At 40.7% G+C, this 17,892-nt stretch carries 16 protein-coding genes; 9 read left to right on the top strand and 7 right to left on the bottom strand.

All coding sequences use genetic code 11. From position 1 onward, the window contains the following. Positions 1-2 precede the first annotated feature (2 nt). Genes ABD873_RS03400 through ABD873_RS03410 form a run of 3 tightly spaced genes read left to right on the top strand, consistent with a single transcriptional unit; the run spans position 3 to position 2,483 of the window. Positions 3-857 (top strand): fumarylacetoacetate hydrolase family protein, encoded by an 855-nt coding sequence (locus ABD873_RS03400; protein WP_345064633.1) that lies wholly within the window; start codon positions 3-5, stop codon positions 855-857. A gap of 5 nt (positions 858-862) precedes the next feature. Then, on the top strand, positions 863-1,693 hold the full coding sequence (locus ABD873_RS03405) for an amidohydrolase family protein (protein WP_345064636.1): 831 nt from the start codon (positions 863-865) through the stop codon (positions 1,691-1,693). Position 1,694: 1 nt separating this feature from the next. Beyond that, entirely contained in the window at positions 1,695-2,483 is a 789-nt protein-coding gene (locus ABD873_RS03410) for an L-fucose dehydrogenase (RefSeq protein ID WP_039052889.1), read from the top strand. 31 nt (positions 2,484-2,514) lie between these two features. On the opposite strand, the gene murI is transcribed toward ABD873_RS03410, so the two are convergent. Beyond that, positions 2,515-3,330 carry a glutamate racemase gene (gene murI, locus ABD873_RS03415; RefSeq protein WP_345064640.1) on the bottom strand — a complete coding sequence of 272 codons (816 nt, stop codon included), beginning with the start codon at positions 3,328-3,330 and terminating at the stop codon, positions 2,515-2,517. 52 nt (positions 3,331-3,382) lie between these two features. Further along, positions 3,383-4,807: a glycoside hydrolase family 125 protein gene (locus ABD873_RS03420; RefSeq protein ID WP_345064643.1), complete on the bottom strand. Its 1,425-nt coding sequence runs from the start codon at positions 4,805-4,807 to the stop codon at positions 3,383-3,385. 185 nt (positions 4,808-4,992) lie between these two features. Between ABD873_RS03420 and ABD873_RS03425 the strand changes: the two genes are divergently transcribed. The 5 genes from ABD873_RS03425 to rseP all read left to right on the top strand — a co-directional run bounded on the left by ABD873_RS03425 (position 4,993) and on the right by rseP (position 10,461). Continuing rightward, entirely contained in the window at positions 4,993-6,624 is a 1,632-nt protein-coding gene (locus ABD873_RS03425) for a gliding motility protein RemB (RefSeq protein WP_345064646.1), read from the top strand. Positions 6,625-6,660: 36 nt separating this feature from the next. Continuing rightward, positions 6,661-7,077 (top strand): type II 3-dehydroquinate dehydratase, encoded by a 417-nt coding sequence (gene aroQ, locus ABD873_RS03430; RefSeq protein WP_039052887.1) that lies wholly within the window; start codon positions 6,661-6,663, stop codon positions 7,075-7,077. Positions 7,078-7,174: 97 nt separating this feature from the next. Further along, positions 7,175-7,966 carry a hypothetical protein gene (locus ABD873_RS03435; RefSeq protein ID WP_345064650.1) on the top strand — a complete coding sequence of 264 codons (792 nt, stop codon included), beginning with the start codon at positions 7,175-7,177 and terminating at the stop codon, positions 7,964-7,966. 12 nt (positions 7,967-7,978) lie between these two features. Next, positions 7,979-9,148: a 1-deoxy-D-xylulose-5-phosphate reductoisomerase gene (locus ABD873_RS03440; RefSeq protein WP_345064654.1), complete on the top strand. Its 1,170-nt coding sequence runs from the start codon at positions 7,979-7,981 to the stop codon at positions 9,146-9,148. Between the two features lie 8 nt (positions 9,149-9,156). After that, a complete protein-coding gene (gene rseP, locus ABD873_RS03445; RefSeq protein ID WP_039052885.1) occupies positions 9,157-10,461 on the top strand; it encodes an RIP metalloprotease RseP in 1,305 nt (434 codons plus the stop codon). Positions 10,462-10,526: 65 nt separating this feature from the next. On the opposite strand, the gene ABD873_RS03450 is transcribed toward rseP, so the two are convergent. From ABD873_RS03450 to ABD873_RS03460, 3 genes are read right to left on the bottom strand one after another with little or no spacing between them, the layout of a single operon-like run. Then, positions 10,527-11,213, bottom strand: coding sequence for a carboxypeptidase-like regulatory domain-containing protein (locus tag ABD873_RS03450; RefSeq protein WP_052258544.1), 687 nt, complete (start codon positions 11,211-11,213; stop codon positions 10,527-10,529). Then, complete coding sequence (locus tag ABD873_RS03455) at positions 11,214-13,169, bottom strand: M1 family metallopeptidase (protein WP_345064659.1); 1,956 nt, start codon at positions 13,167-13,169, stop codon at positions 11,214-11,216. It lies immediately after the preceding gene. Between the two features lie 3 nt (positions 13,170-13,172). Then, on the bottom strand, positions 13,173-13,523 hold the full coding sequence (locus ABD873_RS03460) for a Spx/MgsR family RNA polymerase-binding regulatory protein (RefSeq protein WP_345064663.1): 351 nt from the start codon (positions 13,521-13,523) through the stop codon (positions 13,173-13,175). Between the two features lie 261 nt (positions 13,524-13,784). Between ABD873_RS03460 and fbaA the strand changes: the two genes are divergently transcribed. Next, the gene (gene fbaA, locus ABD873_RS03465) at positions 13,785-14,864 is read left to right on the top strand and encodes a class II fructose-bisphosphate aldolase (RefSeq protein WP_345064666.1); all 1,080 of its coding nucleotides are present in this window, start codon (positions 13,785-13,787) and stop codon (positions 14,862-14,864) included. A 52-nt stretch (positions 14,865-14,916) separates the two neighbouring features. Here fbaA and ABD873_RS03470 read toward each other — a convergent pair whose 3' ends face one another. After that, a complete protein-coding gene (locus ABD873_RS03470; RefSeq protein ID WP_345064669.1) occupies positions 14,917-16,257 on the bottom strand; it encodes a glucoamylase family protein in 1,341 nt (446 codons plus the stop codon). 3 nt (positions 16,258-16,260) lie between these two features. Continuing rightward, positions 16,261-17,886, bottom strand: a complete 1,626-nt coding sequence (locus ABD873_RS03475; RefSeq protein ID WP_345064672.1) for a glucoamylase family protein — start codon at positions 17,884-17,886, stop codon at positions 16,261-16,263. Positions 17,887-17,892: the final 6 nt, after the last annotated feature.

Consider the following 17,892-nt stretch of genomic DNA (forward strand, 5'->3'; position numbering starts at 1 on the left):
ATATGAGGTTAATACGTTTCGGTGAATCAGGAAAGGAAAAGCCTGGAGTAGAGTTGGATGGAAAATGGTTCGATGTATCGTCGATAATAAAAGATTATGACGAATCTTTTTTTGCAGAAGATGGGTTAAGCCAACTAAAAGAATTGATAGAATCCAAGCGCGGAATATTACCGGAGGTGAATAAGTCCGTTAGGTTAGGCCCTCCCTTTGCGCGTCCTTCTAAGATAGTGTGTATAGGTCTTAACTATAAAGACCATGCTGAGGAAACAGGGGCGACAATTCCGAAGGAGCCTATAATATTTTTGAAATCCACAACCGCTTTGATTGGTCCTAATGATAGCGTTGTTATCCCTAAAAACTCTCAAAAAACCGACTGGGAAGTGGAGTTTGGGATAGTGATAGGTAAGAAGGCTGCTTATGTGGAAGAGGCCGATGCTTTGGATTTTGTGGCAGGATATGTGTTGCATAATGACATTTCCGAGCGAGAATTTCAAATGGAAAGAGTCGGTACCTGGGATAAGGGCAAGGGTTGTGATACTTTTGCACCTATGGGGCCTTATATGACTACCGTTGACGAAATTCCTGATATCCACAATGTCAATCTGTGGCTTAAGGTCAATGGCAAGACCTACCAAAATGGGAATACCAAAAATCTGATTTTTTCCGTACCTTATATAGTGTCTTATGTTTCCCAATTTATGACGCTATTGCCGGGAGATGTGATCTCTACAGGAACTCCTGCTGGTGTAGGATTAGGGTTTAATCCTCCAATATATCTAAAGCCGGGAGACATTCTAGAGTTAGGGGCTGACTTTTTGGGAGAACAAAGACAGCAAGTTGTAGCCTACAAACCATAAAAGCTATGCGTATCGATGCACACCAACATTTTTGGTTATACAATGCCGAAAGAGATACTTGGATTACAGAAGAAATGTCTCTTATTAGGAGGAATTTTCTGCCTAACGACATTTCCCAAACACTGAAGGACAACGGCTTTGACGGGGCAGTAGCCGTGCAGGCCGATCAATCGCATGCGGAGACAAAATTTCTCGTGGAGCTGTCACAGGTGTACAAGATGATAAAAGGGGTGGTAGGATGGGTAGACCTTCGTTCACCTCACATAGGTGAATATTTGGAAGAGTTTTCCAAGTATCCTGTTATTAAGGGGTTCCGTCACATTGTCGAAGCGGAGGAGGACGGAGACTTTTTGTCCAGAGATGAATTTTTGAAAGGCATAGAGGGTCTTACGAAGTACAATTTTACGTATGATTTGCTGATACGACCTGTGCATTATGCCTCTACATTGGAATGTGTCCGCAACAATCCTGAGCAGAAGTTTATGCTGGATCATATAGCGAAACCGCCTATCAAAAGCCAAGCTTTCGACGAATGGGCCTTATTCATAGAGTCGTTAGCTTCCTTTCCGAATGTGTACTGTAAGGTGTCGGGACTTGCCACAGAAGCGGATTGGACAAATTGGAGGTTAGACCATTTTTCCCCTTATATCGCGCATGTGCTTAGATGTTTCGGCATAAGACGTACCTGCTTCGGATCGGATTGGCCTGTGTGCTTGTTAGCGGCCTCCTATGAGCAGAGCATAGAGATTGTGTCACAGATTATCGGTGATTATAGCGTGGAGGAGCAACAGTGTTTTTGGGGGCAGAATGCTGTAGATTTCTATCAATTGACATAATATGGATTTATTTTTAAAAGATAAGGTTTTTATTGTCAGCGGAGGAGCTAAAGGCATAGGGCGAGCTATTGTTTTGGCTTTAGCCAAAGAGGGGGCTCTTCCTGTGATTGTAGGCAGAAATCAGCAGGACAATGAAAAGGTGGTGCAGGAGGTGCGACAGCTAGGAGTTCAGAGCTTGGCGATAGAAGCAGAGCTTTCGCTTCCAGAGGCCTGCAAGCAGGCGGTGGACATGACGTTGGCACATTTCGGCCGCATAGACGGTATTGTCAATAATGCAGGACAAAATGATGGCGTGGGGCTGGAAAATGGGAGCTATGAGTCTTTTATAGCTTCTTATCATAAGAATGTAGTTCATTACTACATGATGGTCCACTATGCTTTGGCGGCATTGAAAAAAAGTAAAGGCGTTGTTCTTAATATAAGTTCGAAAACGGCAGAAACAGGACAGGGTGGTACTTCGGGTTATGCTGCCGCCAACGGTGCTCGCAATGCATTGACAAGAGAATGGGCTGTAGAGCTGTTGCCTTATGGCATCCGGGTCAATGCTATCATTGTGGCCGAATGTGCTACTCCTCAGTATGACAAATGGATACAGACCTTGCCCGATCCGGAGAAAACCCTCAAGAAGATTACCAATCGTATTCCTTTGGAACATCGGATGACTAAAGCCGAAGAAATAGCCGATACGGCAGTGTTTCTGCTTTCGTCGCGGTCTAGCCATACTACAGGACAGCTAGTATATGTGGATGGGGGATACGTTCATCTGGATAGAGCTTTGATAAAAGAATAGGGACTTGAACTACTAGTCCCTATTCTCTTTATTATACTTTAATGTGTTTTGCTGTCAGCTCCTGTCCGAAAAATATTTTTGCCTTTTCAGAAAAGTCCTCCGCATTGTCGGTAGTATAAAAGTCTATCTTACTTCCGATGCTGCATTTTTCTTGGATTTCAGGATGGCGCTCTAGGTAGCTTGCTAAACTTTCAGCCACCAGAGGTCCTTGCGAAAGAATCTGAATATGTTCGGGGGTGTATTGACGAATTATTGGATATAGTAAAGGATAATGTGTACAGGCCAATACTATGGTGTCAATATCTGGAGATTTCTGTAAAAGAGTTTCTACATCCTTTTTGATAAAATAATGAGCTCCACTGCTGTTTACTTCATTATTTTCCACGAGTGGGACCCAGAAAGGGCAGGCATGCTGAAAGACACGAATCTCCGGATGGAATTTTTTTATTTCCAACTCATAGGAATTCGAAAGGACTGTTCCTTGTGTCGCTAGTATACCTATGGTATTTGTTTGGGTGTAATGATGAATGGTTTCTGTGGTGGGACGTATCACCCCCAATACTTTTTTGCCTTCCGGCAGGTCTTTCTGCTGTATGGTACGCAAAGCCTTTGCTGAGGCTGTGTTGCATGCTAATATTACTAGATTGCACCCTAATTCGAAAAGCTTGAAAACACATTGTTTTGTGTATTCGTACACCGTATCAAAGGAGCGCGTACCGTACGGCACACGTGCGTTATCTCCCAAGTAGATGTATTCGTATTGTGGGAGTTTTTTGTAAATCTCCTTAAAAATCGTCAATCCTCCGTAGCCGGAGTCGAAGATACCTATAGGTCCCTTATTGTCCATAAAAATAAGACTTAGGATTACCCTAAGTCTTAGAAAGATTTAGAGCAATCCATTATATTTTTAGCAAAGATGGCTTTTCTTTATATATTTTCCATAACAATTCTCCAAATAAAGTGTTTGCCCAAGCGAACCAGTGACGCGTGAACTTCTTCGGGTCATCCTTATGAAAAGATTCGTGCATAAAACCTGTGTCACCATGTGTGGCTACCAATGTCTGGATACACTGTTGTGTTTCCCGGTCATCTAAAGACGTCATGGCCCGCATGACGATGGACATCGGCCATACCATATCCTTTCCTATATGCGGTCCACCTATACCTTCGGCCGCCTTACCTTTAAAGAAGAAAGGATTGTTTTCGGATAGGATAAATTTCCGTGTTCGTTGGTATGTTTCGTCTTTCACATCTACGGCACCTAGATAAGGTAAAGAAAGTAAGGAAGGCACGTTGGCGTCATCCATAAGAAGAGCACTGCCAAAGCCGTCTACTTCATATGCATAAATCTTTCCATATTTAGGGTGGTTGATGATACCATACTCGTTTACAGCTTGTTCAACCTCATTAGCTAAAGCTTCCATTTTGCTGGAAAGTGTAGTATTGTTCTTTACAGTGCGTAATATTTCGGCAGACTGTCTTAGACTTTTGATAGCGAATAGGTTGGAAGGGATGAGGAAAAGGAAAATCGTACAGTCGTCCGATGGTCGGAAGCTCGAGCAGATAAGACCTACGGGATTCACCGGATAACCCCAGCCATCTACTTGAAGTGTATCGCTACCGCGTGGTGTGGTGCGCATAAATTTATATGGACCTAAATTCTCTTTTCGTTGTTGTTCGACGAAAGTTTTATAGATATTTTCCTGTGCTTTTACCCATTCTTCATCAAAAGGTGTTGTATCTCCCGTAGTTTTCCAATATTCATAAGCCAAGCGGATGGGATAACACAGTGAATCTATTTCCCATTTTCTTTCATGGATGCCTGGCTTCATATCGGTATGGTCGGAGAACCATTCCCCTTTTTTGTTAGGGTCGTTATAGAAGGCATTAGCGTAAGGATCTATGTTGATACATTGGGTCTGTTTATTTATTAAGCCCAAAATGAGATCTTTTAGCTTTTTATCCTTCTGCATGAAAGGAAGGTAAGGCCATACTTGTGCGCTACTGTCTCTGAGCCACATGGCGTCTATATCACCTGTAATCACATAGGTCAATTTTTTGGATGCCGTGGATTCGTCATAGACTGTTGTATCCAAAGTATTGGGGAAGCAGTTGTTGAATAGCCAACCTAACTCTTCATGTTTGACGTTCTTGCGAAATTCTGAAATAGCATCTTCTATTGCTTTGCTGGAAAAATGTCTTTTCTCTAACGGCACGCGAACTTCCGGAAATTTGGACTGGAATGAGTTTGCCAATGAAAATTTGCTTGCCAGCATTCCTGCTCCCAGCAGGGCACTCTGTTGTAAAAAAGTTTTACGATTCATGATATTATTGGTTAATAGCCAATCTTTATATAGTTTGAATATTTTAAAACGTTTTAGCTTAAGCTAATATATCCATTTGGCGTCAAATAAAAAAATACAAGGTATAATTATTTTAATACTAAATTTGTGGTAGTTTTAATATTTAATTAATTTCATTGCGTTTATTATAGTAATATACTTTTTTTATGCAGAAAAACCTTTCATCTTATGTTTTGGCTTTAACATTTTTATGTTTTGTTGCAAAAGAATCTGAAGCGCAGATTGTTGTTCAGCCTTATTCTTTCAGCCAATCGCAGAAATATAGCCGCATTTTGTATAATCCTAATACAAGACTGCATACGTCTTCAAAACCTATGGTTATGCGAGATGAGGATGTATTGGATGAGAAGGAATACTTGGAAAATGAATATAATGTCAGATCGAGTAATTGGCTTGTGCGTAAAATTTTTAACGAGCATTTGGTTCAGGTAGAAAAAGAGGATCATACATTCTATCTGGATTTTTTACCAGACTTTCAGATCGGTAAAGAGATGATTGGAGAAGACAAGCGCACAACATGGTTGAATACGCGTGGCGTGCAGTTGGGATTGACTATAAAAGATAAATTTACCTTTTATACAAACTTTTTCGAAAACCAAGGTGTCTTTCCTAAATATCTTGATGAGTATATGATTGAAAATACGGTTCCCGGACAGGGGGCTGTTGAAAATCTGGCTAACAACAAGAAGGATTGGATGTATGCTTCAGCATCTTTAACTTATGATTTCAGTCCTTATTTTCAGGTGACCATGGCCTATGACAAAAACCATATTGGAGATGGATACAGGTCTGTACTGTTGTCTGATTTTTCTTCCAACTATACTCATCTGAAATTTACAGGGGAAATAGGTAATGTTCAATATACTTCGATTTGGGCTTACATGTTGGATTCAAAAAATCCACGCTATGGAGAAATTGACACCACTAGGATTTACGGAGATGGCATCAAATGGGGTGCATTTCAATATGTAGACTATAACGCTACCGACCGTTTTTCTATAGGTTTTTTTCAAGCTGTCATTTGGGCAAACCGAAATCCAAGTGGAAAGAGAGGTTTTGATTTTAATTATTTGAATCCTGCTATACCCTTACGTCCTTTGGAGTCTACGAATTCCTCTTCGCCGGACAAGATGTTTCTGGGCTTAAATTCAAAATATAAGCTCACCAAGAATCTGACCACCTACGGGCAATTTATGCTTGGAGAGTTTACCGCGAAGGAATTTTTTGGCAACAAGGGCTATATCCATAATAAATGGGCTGCACAGATAGGGGTACGTGGGCATGATATTTTACAATTCAAGAATTTAAATATGTTGCTTGAATACAATTTGGCCCGCCCTTACATGTATCAGCATAAGACATCCATATCTAATTACAGCAATCATGGAGAGCCTTTAGCCCATCCTCGTGGAGCCAACTTCAGAGAATTGGTTGGAATATTGACGTATTCATGGCAGCGGTTTGACTTTTTTGCAGAAGCGTTATATTCTAAGTTTGGTACGGATCCGGCCGATAATACCAATTATGGAGGTAATATATTTCAATCGTATAATACCGCCCCTAATACTTATGGCAACAAAATTGGTCAAGGAGTTAAGAATAATCTTTATTACGCGGATTTGAGAGCCTCCTATGTTTTCAATCCTAAATATAATTTACGTTTCGAAATAGGATATACACAACGATATAGACAAATCGAAGAATCTCCAACGCAAAAGTCAGGAGTAATTAGCTTTGGTTTACGTTCTACATTCCGTAATTTTTATGGTGATTTTTAATACATGAATATCTATATTTATTCGTCATTATAGAATATGAAGAAGATATTAATACTGAATGGTCCCAATCTGAATCTGTTAGGCGTTCGAGAAAAAAGCATCTATGGAGACCAGTCTTTTGAAACTTATTTTCAGAGCTTGAAAGAGCGTTATCCTTCTTTTGACTTGGAATATTTTCAGAGCAACAGTGAAGGAGCTATTATAGATAAGCTGCATGAGATAGGCTTCTCTTATGATGGTATTGTGTTGAATGCAGGAGCCTACACACATACTTCGGTGGCTATAGCCGATGCTATTGCGGCTATACGAACTCCTGTGGTGGAGGTGCATATTTCCAATGTGCACCAACGGGAGTCTTTCCGTCATCATTCTTTTTTATCCAAAGTATGTAAGGGTGTAATCTTAGGTTTTGGTCTGGATAGCTACCGTCTTGCCATAGAAAGTTTCGTTTAAACTGTTCACTACAAGACCGATAATTTGTGCTACAATTTGATAAATTTCGTTGATGTAATGCGAAAAATGTATCATCTTTGCACTATTATTAATCAAGATGTTAGAGTTTTTAAAAGAAAGTACATTTCGTGCTAATGATGTCTTTTTTCGAGCATTAGGAATACTCCGAAAACATTATTTCTCAGTAGCAGGTCTTTGTTTCTTATTATTTGTAACCAACAGCCTTTCGACTTACTTGGCTTTGTATCTCAGTGATATGTTGGGGGCTGAGATTAAGTTTGTGTTGTTTTTGGTATTCGTAATCCTATTTTTTGGATTGCAGCTAGTCCTTATCAAACGTGCCATTCTACTTTCAAAGAATATAGAGAAGGCTGAATTGAAGAGCTATATACCCACGACGAATCAGTTTGTTCAATTCATTTTGGGGCTATTGCTTTATTCATTGATTACGGGAGTAGTATATTTACTATGTTCTATAATTGGCATGCCGCTCTTATATCTTGGAGTTGAGATGGACAAGATTATCTATGAGATAAATCCTCTTTTGACGGGACTAATCATGATGTTTGTGCTGATAAGGATTTCTTTTTTCCCGTTTTTTATTCTGGAGAATAATTTCAATATTATTAGGTCCGTTAAGATGAGTATTGCTTTTACTAAGGGCAATACCATTAATTTGCTTATTTTAATGGTAATAATTGCTTCCGCCTATTTGGGACAGTTGTTTTTCGAATATGTGGGCTACAGTGTCATCGCCAAAATATTGGGAGCGATTAATACTTTTGTTATTATTCCTTCTGTCAGCCTGGTATTGGCCGTAGCATATGTGGGAATGATAAAAGAATATAAAGGCAGTGATGATCCTGAATTGTTGAACAATATACTATAGGGAAGGGACGTTTTGAAGAAGAAAAATTTAGCCATATTAGGTTCGACAGGAAGTATAGGCACTCAGGCGCTGGATGTTGTTCGAGCCTTTGCCGATAGATTTGAGGTTAGCGTAATCTCCGCATACAATAGTGCCGAGCTGCTTATCCAACAAGCGCTGGAGTTTAAGCCTAAAGTTGTAGTAATTATCAACGAGTCAAATTATACGACGGTAAAGGAAGCCCTCGCTCATACGGATATACAGGTGACAGCAGGAGCAGAAGCCTTGGTGGAGGCCGTACAGCTAGAGGAGATCGATGTGGTGCTTAATGCAATAGTTGGATCTGCGGGGTTAAGACCTACCGTACGTGCTATTGAAAAAGGAAAGGATATCGCATTAGCCAATAAAGAAACACTGGTGGTTAGTGGCGAGTTAGTAATGGACTTGGTAAAGAAACATGGTGTCCGTATGTTGCCGGTGGATTCGGAGCATTCTGCCATTTTTCAATGTCTTGTAGGAGAGCCAAGTCCAATCGAGAAAATATACCTTACCGCTTCGGGAGGACCTTTCAGAGGCTGGGATAGAGGTCGTCTAGAGAATGTTACAAAAGAATCGGCTCTCAAGCATCCGAACTGGTCTATGGGAGCAAAAATTACGATAGACTCTGCTTCTTTGATGAATAAAGGGTTGGAAGTAATAGAAGCTAAGTGGCTTTTCGATTTGGACATAGAGCAGATTGACGTTGTCGTACATCCTCAATCGGTTATTCATTCTATCGTACAGTTTCAGGATGGCTCGATGAAGGCACAGATGGGATTGCCAGATATGAAGCTGCCGATACAATATGCGTTGACCTATCCAGAGCGCTATAAGAATAATTTTAGGCGGTTCGATTTTCTAGAGTATGCAAATCTGACTTTTGAAAAGCCGGACTTAGATACTTTCAGAAATCTTAAATTGGCTTTTCAATCCTTACGGGAGGGAGGAAACAGATGTTGTGTGATGAATGCCGCCAATGAGGTCGCTGTTGAGGCCTTTCTACATGATGAGATTTCCTTTTTAGGTATGTCAGATGTCATAGAAGAGACATTATGTCATATAAAAAATACAAATAACCTAAATTTAGATGATTATATTGCGGTTGATTTGGAGAGTAGAAAAGTGGCACGAGATTTAATCAATAAATTTAAATTAAAAAACTAAAATAATAAATGGGTACACTAGTGATGATAGGTCAGGTTATTTTGGCCTTATCAATTTTGATTATACTACACGAATTGGGACATTTTCTTGCAGCCCGTGCTTTTGGGATCAAGGTGGAGAAATTTTATCTTTTCTTTGATGCTTGGGGCGTAAAGCTGTTTAAGTTTAATTATAAAGGTTGTGAGTACGGTATAGGCTGGTTGCCGCTAGGTGGCTATGTGAAAATTGCAGGTATGATCGACGAATCTATGGATACGGCACAGATGAAGGAAGAGCCGAAGCCATGGGAATTTCGTTCGAAGCCGGCATGGCAGCGCCTTATCGTCATGCTTGGCGGTATCATCGTAAACGTCATTGTCGGTATTTTAGTGTTCTGGATGCTGATATTCAAATATGGCGATTCGGACTACGATAACACAAGATTATACGGTATCAAGCCAGGTATTATCGGAGAGAAGATTGGATTGCAAGAAGGTGATAAAATCTTGGCAGTGAATGGCAAACCGGCCAATCTCTTTATTCAAGATGTGATGTCTTCCGAGGTGCTTATGGGGGATGCGCAGTTGCGTATAGAACGTCAGGGCAAGGTTATGGACATAGCACTTCCTGCGACTATGTTGAATGATGTTGCAGAATACAAGAGAAATGAGTTTGTAAGCCCTATTTTTAAGATGCTTCCTGTAGACAGTGTTTTCGAAGGTACACGTGCTCAAAAGATGGGGTTGAAGAAGGGAGACCAGATTGTAGCAGTAAATGGAGTGAAGGTAGAGCGTCTTGATTATTTTCAAGAAGAGATAGCTAAGAATCGTGGTAAGCAAATCACATTGGATGTATTAAGAGGTTCGGACTCATTACAGTTGGTGGCAGAGGCGGATACCTCCAGTAAGTTAGGCTTTACCAACCTTCCTATGGTTATGCGTAAATATACGTTAGGAGAGTCTTTACCTTTGGGTACAGCTAAGGCTTTTGCTGTGGTGACCGACAATATCAAAGGGTTTGGCAAGATTTTTAAAGGAGAGGTTCGTGCGGATAAGGCTTTGTCCGGTCCTGTCGGTATCGCTAAGTTGTTCGGAAGTGAAGTCGATTGGACACGATTCTGGAATTTGGTGGGTATGCTTTCCATGGCCTTAGCCTTCATGAACTTACTTCCTATTCCGGCATTAGACGGTGGTCATGTTTTATTCTTATTGGTAGAGATGATTCAGGGAAAACCGTTGAGCGACAAATTTTTAGAGACAGCGCAGATGATAGGATTCTTTATCCTTATTGCGTTGATGCTTTTCACCTTCGGTAACGATATCCTTAAGTGGTAAAATAATCAGTTCGTGATATAAAAATCATAAAGCCGAAACAAATGTTTGTTTCGGCTTTATGATTTTTAATGCTCTTGCTTAAACTTTTTGTATGCGTCAAAAATGTAAAGCTTGAGGTCTTCGTCCGTAGCTGTTTTTATGAAATCCAAGGAGGGACGATAACGTTCGCGAAATAAGGCAATTTGTGCATCATCCAAAGGAAGCAAAGATTTGATAAGGTGTTTGGTAAAGCGCTGGTCTATGCGGCGTGCGTTTTGCTCTTCTAGCAGAAGCTGTACATTGCTTCTTGCTTGTTTGGCTTTCTTGCCAAAGAGGCGAGAGGGTGATATCTTGATTCCTCCTTCGTTGTCTGGTACTTCGACAATTTTTCCTTCGTTTTTTGCTTTTTCGAGCTCTTTAGCCAGAAGGTTGTCTGTTAACCGTTTTACCAATACCTCATCGATTTCTAGGATATTTTCATCCTTATTGAGATAGATGCGACGTATTGCTTCATCGTAATAATAAATTGTGTCCGGCTGATAGCCTACGATGTTGACGCTAAGATAGTCGTTGACCTGGCCTTCAATGCTGAAAGCGCCGTTCCTATCCGATTTTACAGTTTCATTCGTGCGCAAGTTTTTTATTTCAACGTTGCTTATGGGTTGATTGTTGATCAAGTCCAGCACATAGCCTTGAATGTGCTGCGCATAAGAAAAGGCGCAGCACACAAGAGCTAAAAAGGTTGTCAAATAATATTTTACTATTTTTATCATTTATTTTGCTATCCAAGTGTTGTTTTCCGGGTTGATATCCGGAAAGACGTTGCGAGGGTCCAACTGTACCTTCGTTAATTTTTCTGTACTTTCCAATTTGAATGTCCAAGAGGTATTTCTTTCCCAAATTTCTACAGGAAGTTTTTTGGTTATTTTTTTGCCAGATACGGTTGTTGCTTCAATTTCTACAGGCATAGGGAGTTTTCCCAAGTTTTGCACAGTGATTAAAGCTCCTTTGGTTTCATCCATTTCCACATATCTTACTTCCGAGATAGCCTGATCCATCTGCCAGTTGTGTTGGAACATGCCGCGCCAGAACCAATTTAGATTTTCTCCTGTTTCATTTTCTATGGTACGGAAAAAGTCGTAAGGAGTAGGGTGTTTGTATGCCCAATATTCGATGTATTTGCGGAAGGCCGCGTCAAAACGTTCAGGACCTATAATTTCTTCCCGTAGAAGACGCAAAGCATATCCAGGTTTATAATACGCCAAAATACCGATATGACGCTCTTTCATGTTCTGTGGAGTGGTCATGATAGGCTCCAATGATTTATTGAACATGGCTTGTGTTAGGCTGTTTTTGGCACCCACACGAGTGTTATATTCCCCTTTGTTGAAATGTATAGTGGAAATTTCATTGATAAAGGTGTTAAAGCCTTCATCCATCCAAGCGTGCAACCTTTCGTTGCTTCCCACGATCATAGGAAACCAGTTGTGACCAAACTCATGGTCGGTAACGCCCCATAGGTCGGCACCTTTGGCGCGATAGCCACAGAAGGATAAGCCCGGATATTCCATACCACCTACGTTGGAAGCCACGTTTACGGCAACAGGGTATGGATATTCAAACCATTTTTTTGAATAATGCTCTATGGAAGCTTTAGTATATTCCGTAGATCGTTCCCACCCGTTATTGCCATTACTTTCTTCAGGATATACCGAGAGGGCAAAACTTGTTTTTCCTGAAGGAAGGTTGATTTTGGCGCCATCTACTATGAAAGCAGGGGAGGCAGCCCATGCAATATCATGTGCATTCTGAAGACGGAATTTCCACGTCAATTCTTTTTTGTTTGGACGAGAATTTTTATCGTTTACCTCAGATAAAGAGCGGATCATTACGGTCTTGTCCGACTTTTGTGCTTCATTGTATCGTGACAGCTGCGTCGGCGTCCACACCTCTGAAGGGTTTAATAGTTCACCACCCGCCACGACGATATGGTTGGCCGGAGCTGTAATTTCTATGTTGTAATCTCCGAATTCTAAGTAGAACTCTCCAGGACCGGTGTAGGGATGTGTATTCCATCCTAAGATGTCGTCAAACACACATACACGCGGATACCATTGTGCTATGGAATAAATCTTTCCATTTTTGGTAGGCAAAATACCCATTCTGTCGGCACCGTACTGTGGAATGGAAAATTCAAAATCCATACTGAAGGTAACCTTACCGCCTTTAGCAGGGATAGGCTTAGGTAAGTTGATGCGCATACGTGTATCTGAAATGATGTAGTCGGATGTTGCGGTATTGTTTACTTTGATATTTGTAAGCTGGTACCCCCCTTCAAAGGTACTTGCGGCATTTCCGTATCGGCTTTGACTAAGTGGGATGGTAGCTTGTCCTCTGGACTTTGAATTAAAAAGGTTTTGATCCAACTGGAACCATACGAAGTCCAGAGTTTCCGGACTGTTGTTGATGTAGGTCATGGTCAACGTACCTCTGACTTTGTCAGCCTGATCATCTAATGTAGCTTTGATATCGTAGCTTGCTGCATTTTGCCAGTACTGAGGTCCAGGCTTACCACTGGCAGAACGATATTCATTGCCGAAAGTAGTGTAAAAATTTGGTGCAAACGCCTCTGTGTAGCTGTATTCAGACTGCGTTTGAGCCTCCACAAATTGCGTTGTCAGCGCTCCCGCAATGAGGCACATGGTGAAGTATTTAGTAAATCTTCGCATAATTTATTTTAATAGTTTTTCAGTATATAATTGTTCGTCAAATCCAAGGATAAGTTCGTTTTCGAGCTCTATAAGCGGACGTTTGATCATGCTGTTATGAGCAAGCAAAATCTCTCTTGCCGATTTTTCATCTACTACGGCGGCCTGCTGTTCGGGATTAAGTTTTTTCCATGTAGTCCCTTTTTTGTTGATTAAGGATTCCCAAGGGATTAACTTCTGCCAAGCTATAAGCTGCTTTTCTTCGGCAGGTTCTTTTTTGTAGTCGTGAAAAGTGTATTCAATTTTATGAGCATTGAGCCAATTGAATGCTTTTTTTACCGTGTTACAATTCTTAATTCCGTATACGTTGAGCATAGTGATTATTATTAGGTAATTTCATTATATAAAAGTACTGAAATATTTTCTGTTTTGAGGACAAAACTGTGGCAGATAAAAAACAGTTGTTCTGTTTAGTGTGATAAACAGACAAAAGTGAATACAGAATTGGAGAGGATAAGAAAAACTATGCTGCGCTTTTTTAGAAAAAATACATTTTTGATAGTGTATTTTTGACACTATTATTTTTTTAATGACAAAATAATTCTATTTTTATGCTTTCATTAAAATAATACAACAATGAGCCTAAAAGACTATAAAGGTGTTTTGACAGGGGATCAAGTACAAGAATTATTTGAAATCGCCAAAAAACACAATTTTGCTTTACCTGCAGTAAACGTAATAGGAACCAACTCTATTAATGCAGTATTAGAAACAGCAAAAGCTGTTAATTCTCCGGTAATTATCCAATTATCTAACGGTGGTGCTCAATTTTATGCTGGAAAGTCATTGAACAACGATGGTTTGAAGGCTTGCATTTTGGGTGCTGTATCTGCGGCGCATCACGTACATTTGTTGGCTGAGCACTATGGTGTTGCCGTAATTCTTCATACGGATCATGCGGCTAAGAAATTGTTGCCTTGGATTGATGGATTATTGGATGCTGGCGAAAAGTTCTTTGCACAAAACGGCAAACCTTTATTTTCTTCGCACATGTTAGATCTTTCGGAAGAGCCTATAGAAGAAAATATTGAGATTTCTAAGAAATATCTTGAGCGCATGAAGCCGCTAGGCATGACTATAGAAATCGAGCTAGGTGTTACTGGAGGTGAAGAAGATGGTGTAGACAATACAGGAGTGGATAGCTCTAAATTATATACACAACCGGAAGAGGTGGCTTATGCGTACGAAGAATTGTCAAAAGTATCGGATAAGTTTACCGTAGCGGCTGCCTTTGGTAATGTTCACGGTGTTTACAAACCTGGAAATGTGAAATTGCAACCTGTAATCTTACACAACTCCCAGGAGTATATCCGTAAGAAATTCAATCTTGCTGCTGAAAAGCCTGTAAACTTTGTTTTCCATGGCGGTTCAGGCTCGGCGCCTGAAGAGATTGCAGAAGCTATCTCTTACGGTGCTGTGAAGATGAATATCGACACAGATATGCAATGGGCATTCTGGGATGGTGTTCGTGCGTATGAGGCTAAGAACCATGATTATTTGCAATCACAAATTGGAAATCCTGAAGGTGAGGATGCACCGAACAAAAAGTATTACGACCCACGTGTTTGGTTGCGTAAAGGCGAAGAGTCTTTCGTTGCCCGCTTAAAACAAGCCTTCGCAGAATTAAACGCGGTGGACGTAAACTCTAAATTGTAATTAAAGCAAAACTATATAACAAGCTTACTCTATTAGAGTAAGCTTGTTTGTTTTATAGGTGAGGACTTTTAAACCCTAATTTTTGTAGTCCAGCTTTAATTTCGGGGGCCTGCATGAATAGATTCCAGATAAATCCGTCTTTATAATTCTGTATCATGACGACCATAGGGCCTTGATCTATGGCAAGATACCGCTGTGGATACCACGCTTCATTTTCACTATAAGCATCGTAAAAACCATATTTCCCCCATACTTTATCCTTCAAATTGTCCATAAGATATTGGATGAAGTTGATACTTTCTTTTGGCGTATAAGGTATGGACGATATGGCTGCTGTAGGAGATATGACTCCTGCGGGATCGTTGTCGGGATGGTGCGCATTATAACCATTTACAGAATAACTAGCAGTCCATCCCCATCCTTTGTTTGAGCCATAACCTTTGTAATTCTTGGGATTTTCATCGGCATAAGCCAGATGAATCTTTGTATGATTTTTCACTACTTCTTCATAGTCGGCATAACGATCTCGAAGGCCAAGTGGGTTTAAGCCAAGAAACGAGTAATGAGACCAGAATAGGGGACCTACCTCTCCTGGTTTGGCGTTATGTTTTACTAGTGTAGGTATTCCATATTTCTTGATGTCGGTCTTTATGGAGCCATTGCGTGCCCACCCTTTGTGGTATGTAGAATCCGGAATAGGATGGGTTGGAGAAGAAGCTGCAAGAATATAGGTGATCATACATTCGTCGAAACCCTGTATAGGGTGATTTAACTCCCAGCCATAGGTGGGACTCCAATGCCAGAAGAGTGTGTCTTTCCCATTGCGGTAGAAATTCCAGTTAATACCTTTCCATAGTGTATCTGCCAAAAGTGCCAGCTGCTTCTCTTCGGGAGATCCATCCTTGTAATATTCGCGAACGCAGATCAACGCTTGTGCCAGAAAGGCCGTCTCCACAAGGTCGCCACCGTCATCTTTGCGACTGAAAGGTTTGGTCTTTCCTGTGTCTCCATGATACCAATGTGCCCAAGCCCCTTGGAAGCGAGGAACGCTGTCCAAAAAGCTTAAGGACCGTAATAGTCGATCATATCCCTCTTCCTTAGTGATAAAATCATTGTGCATACCAACCAAAATTGACATAAGGCCAAAGCCGCTGCCTCCTGTAGTGATGACATTTTGGTCGTTTTCTGGATAGTTCCCATCGATATGGATACGCTCTCTAGCTAGTCCAGAGTTAGGCTCTGCACCTTCCCAGAAGTATTGAAAGGTTTGACGTTGAACTAAAGTTAAAAGGCTGTCTTCTGCCGAAGTTTGATTATTTATTTTTTTCTGCTCTTTTCCTTGTTGGCAGGAGAAGAGCAAGATTAAGAAACATATTAAAGGAAAAAGTCTCATAGTCTAGATGTTTGGAGATGTAAAATCAAGTTTTGTGAGTCCGTTTTTTACTTCTGGGCACTGCATAAAAAGTGACCATAGGAGGCCTGACCGATAATTTTCTATGCCAATAATTATAGGACCTTGGTCAATGGCTAAATAGCTGTCGGCAAACCATAATTTGTCAAGGGAAAAAGCATCTTTAAATCCGTATTCACCCCAAATTCTATCGCCCAATTTATAATACATAAATTCTAGAGCATCCAAGGACTCCTCAGGGGTATAAGGCATAGAGCTTAGCGCAGCAGTAGGGGATATTACGCCTCTATCGTTTGTTGGGGAGTGCGCCGAATATCCATCATAGCTATCGCTGGCGGTAAGACCCCAGCATTGCGCGCTGTATCCATAAAAATTGTGTGGATTAGCTATACAGTAGGCTCTGTTGATGAGGGTGTGACTTCTTACTTGAAGCTCGTAGTCTGCGTATTTGTCCTTTAGCCCGTGAGGATTTAATCCTAAAAAGCTATATTGAGAGATAAAGAGGGGGCCACCTCTTTCAGGTCCTAACGGTAAAGTAATACCATAGTATAGACTGCCGTTTTGAATTCCTCCGTTGTTAGCCCAACCCTCTTCGTAATCTTCCTTGTCAATAGGAAATGTGGGTGAACCTGCAGCAAGAACATAAAGAATCAAAGCTTCGTTCCATCCTTTAACTTTTAAGTTCATGTCCCAAGCATAGGTAGGGCTCCAATGCCAAAATAATCCTTTTTGGTTGTTACGGAAAAAAGACCATTCCACAGCATTATAAAGTGCTGTAATATCTTCTGATAATGCTATATCATTAAAGTAATTTCTCGCAGCCAAAAGCCCCTGAAATAATAATGCAGTTTCTACCAGATCGGCACCGTCGTCCTTTTGACTGAAAGGTACTGTTTTTCCGGTATTACCGTTATACCAATGGGAGAAAGCTCCATGATATCTATCAGCAGATTTTAAGAAGGAGACAATTTTCTTGACTCTTTCCATACCTTGGCTTTTGGTGATGAAGCCTCTTTCTGCCGCAGAGATGATGGCCATTACCCCAAAGCCGCTACCTCCCGTGGTTACCACATCACCGGAAGTATTGCGTTCCCTTATCATACCTGAGGCTGGATGTGCAAAATCCCAAAAGTAAGAGAAGGTTTGTCGCTGTACTTTGGTCAGAAGCTCTTCCGTGCTTATACGCGGGAATTTGTCAGTACTATCAATCGCTGTGGTGAATGTGTAATCTTTTTCAGAATCTAGTCTTTCTCCACTTTGCGCTATCAAAGTGGAGCGGATGACTAGATGGTAAGAAGATAATGGGGATAAATTAACTTTAGGGAAAATTGTCACAGTTTTGTTGTCCGAGCTGAAGTTAAAATCCAATCCGTATTTTGTTCCGTTATAGAATAGCTCTACATTCTGTTCTATATTTTTTTTGTCTACAGCCTTGTCGAATATTAAGGTTATCTTAGGTTTTATAGCAATACCTTTGAAAATATTTCCTTCTTTTTCATCTATAGCAAATCGGGTAAGGGAAAAGGTGCTCCTATCGGCCGTAGGGTCGGAGCTTTTACTACAGCCGATGAGGATTAAGAATAGTGTTACGATGAGGAAAATATGTCTCATGGATAA

The sequence above is a fragment of the Sphingobacterium thermophilum genome (assembly GCF_039541675.1).
Lineage (GTDB): Bacteria > Bacteroidota > Bacteroidia > Sphingobacteriales > Sphingobacteriaceae > Sphingobacterium > Sphingobacterium thermophilum.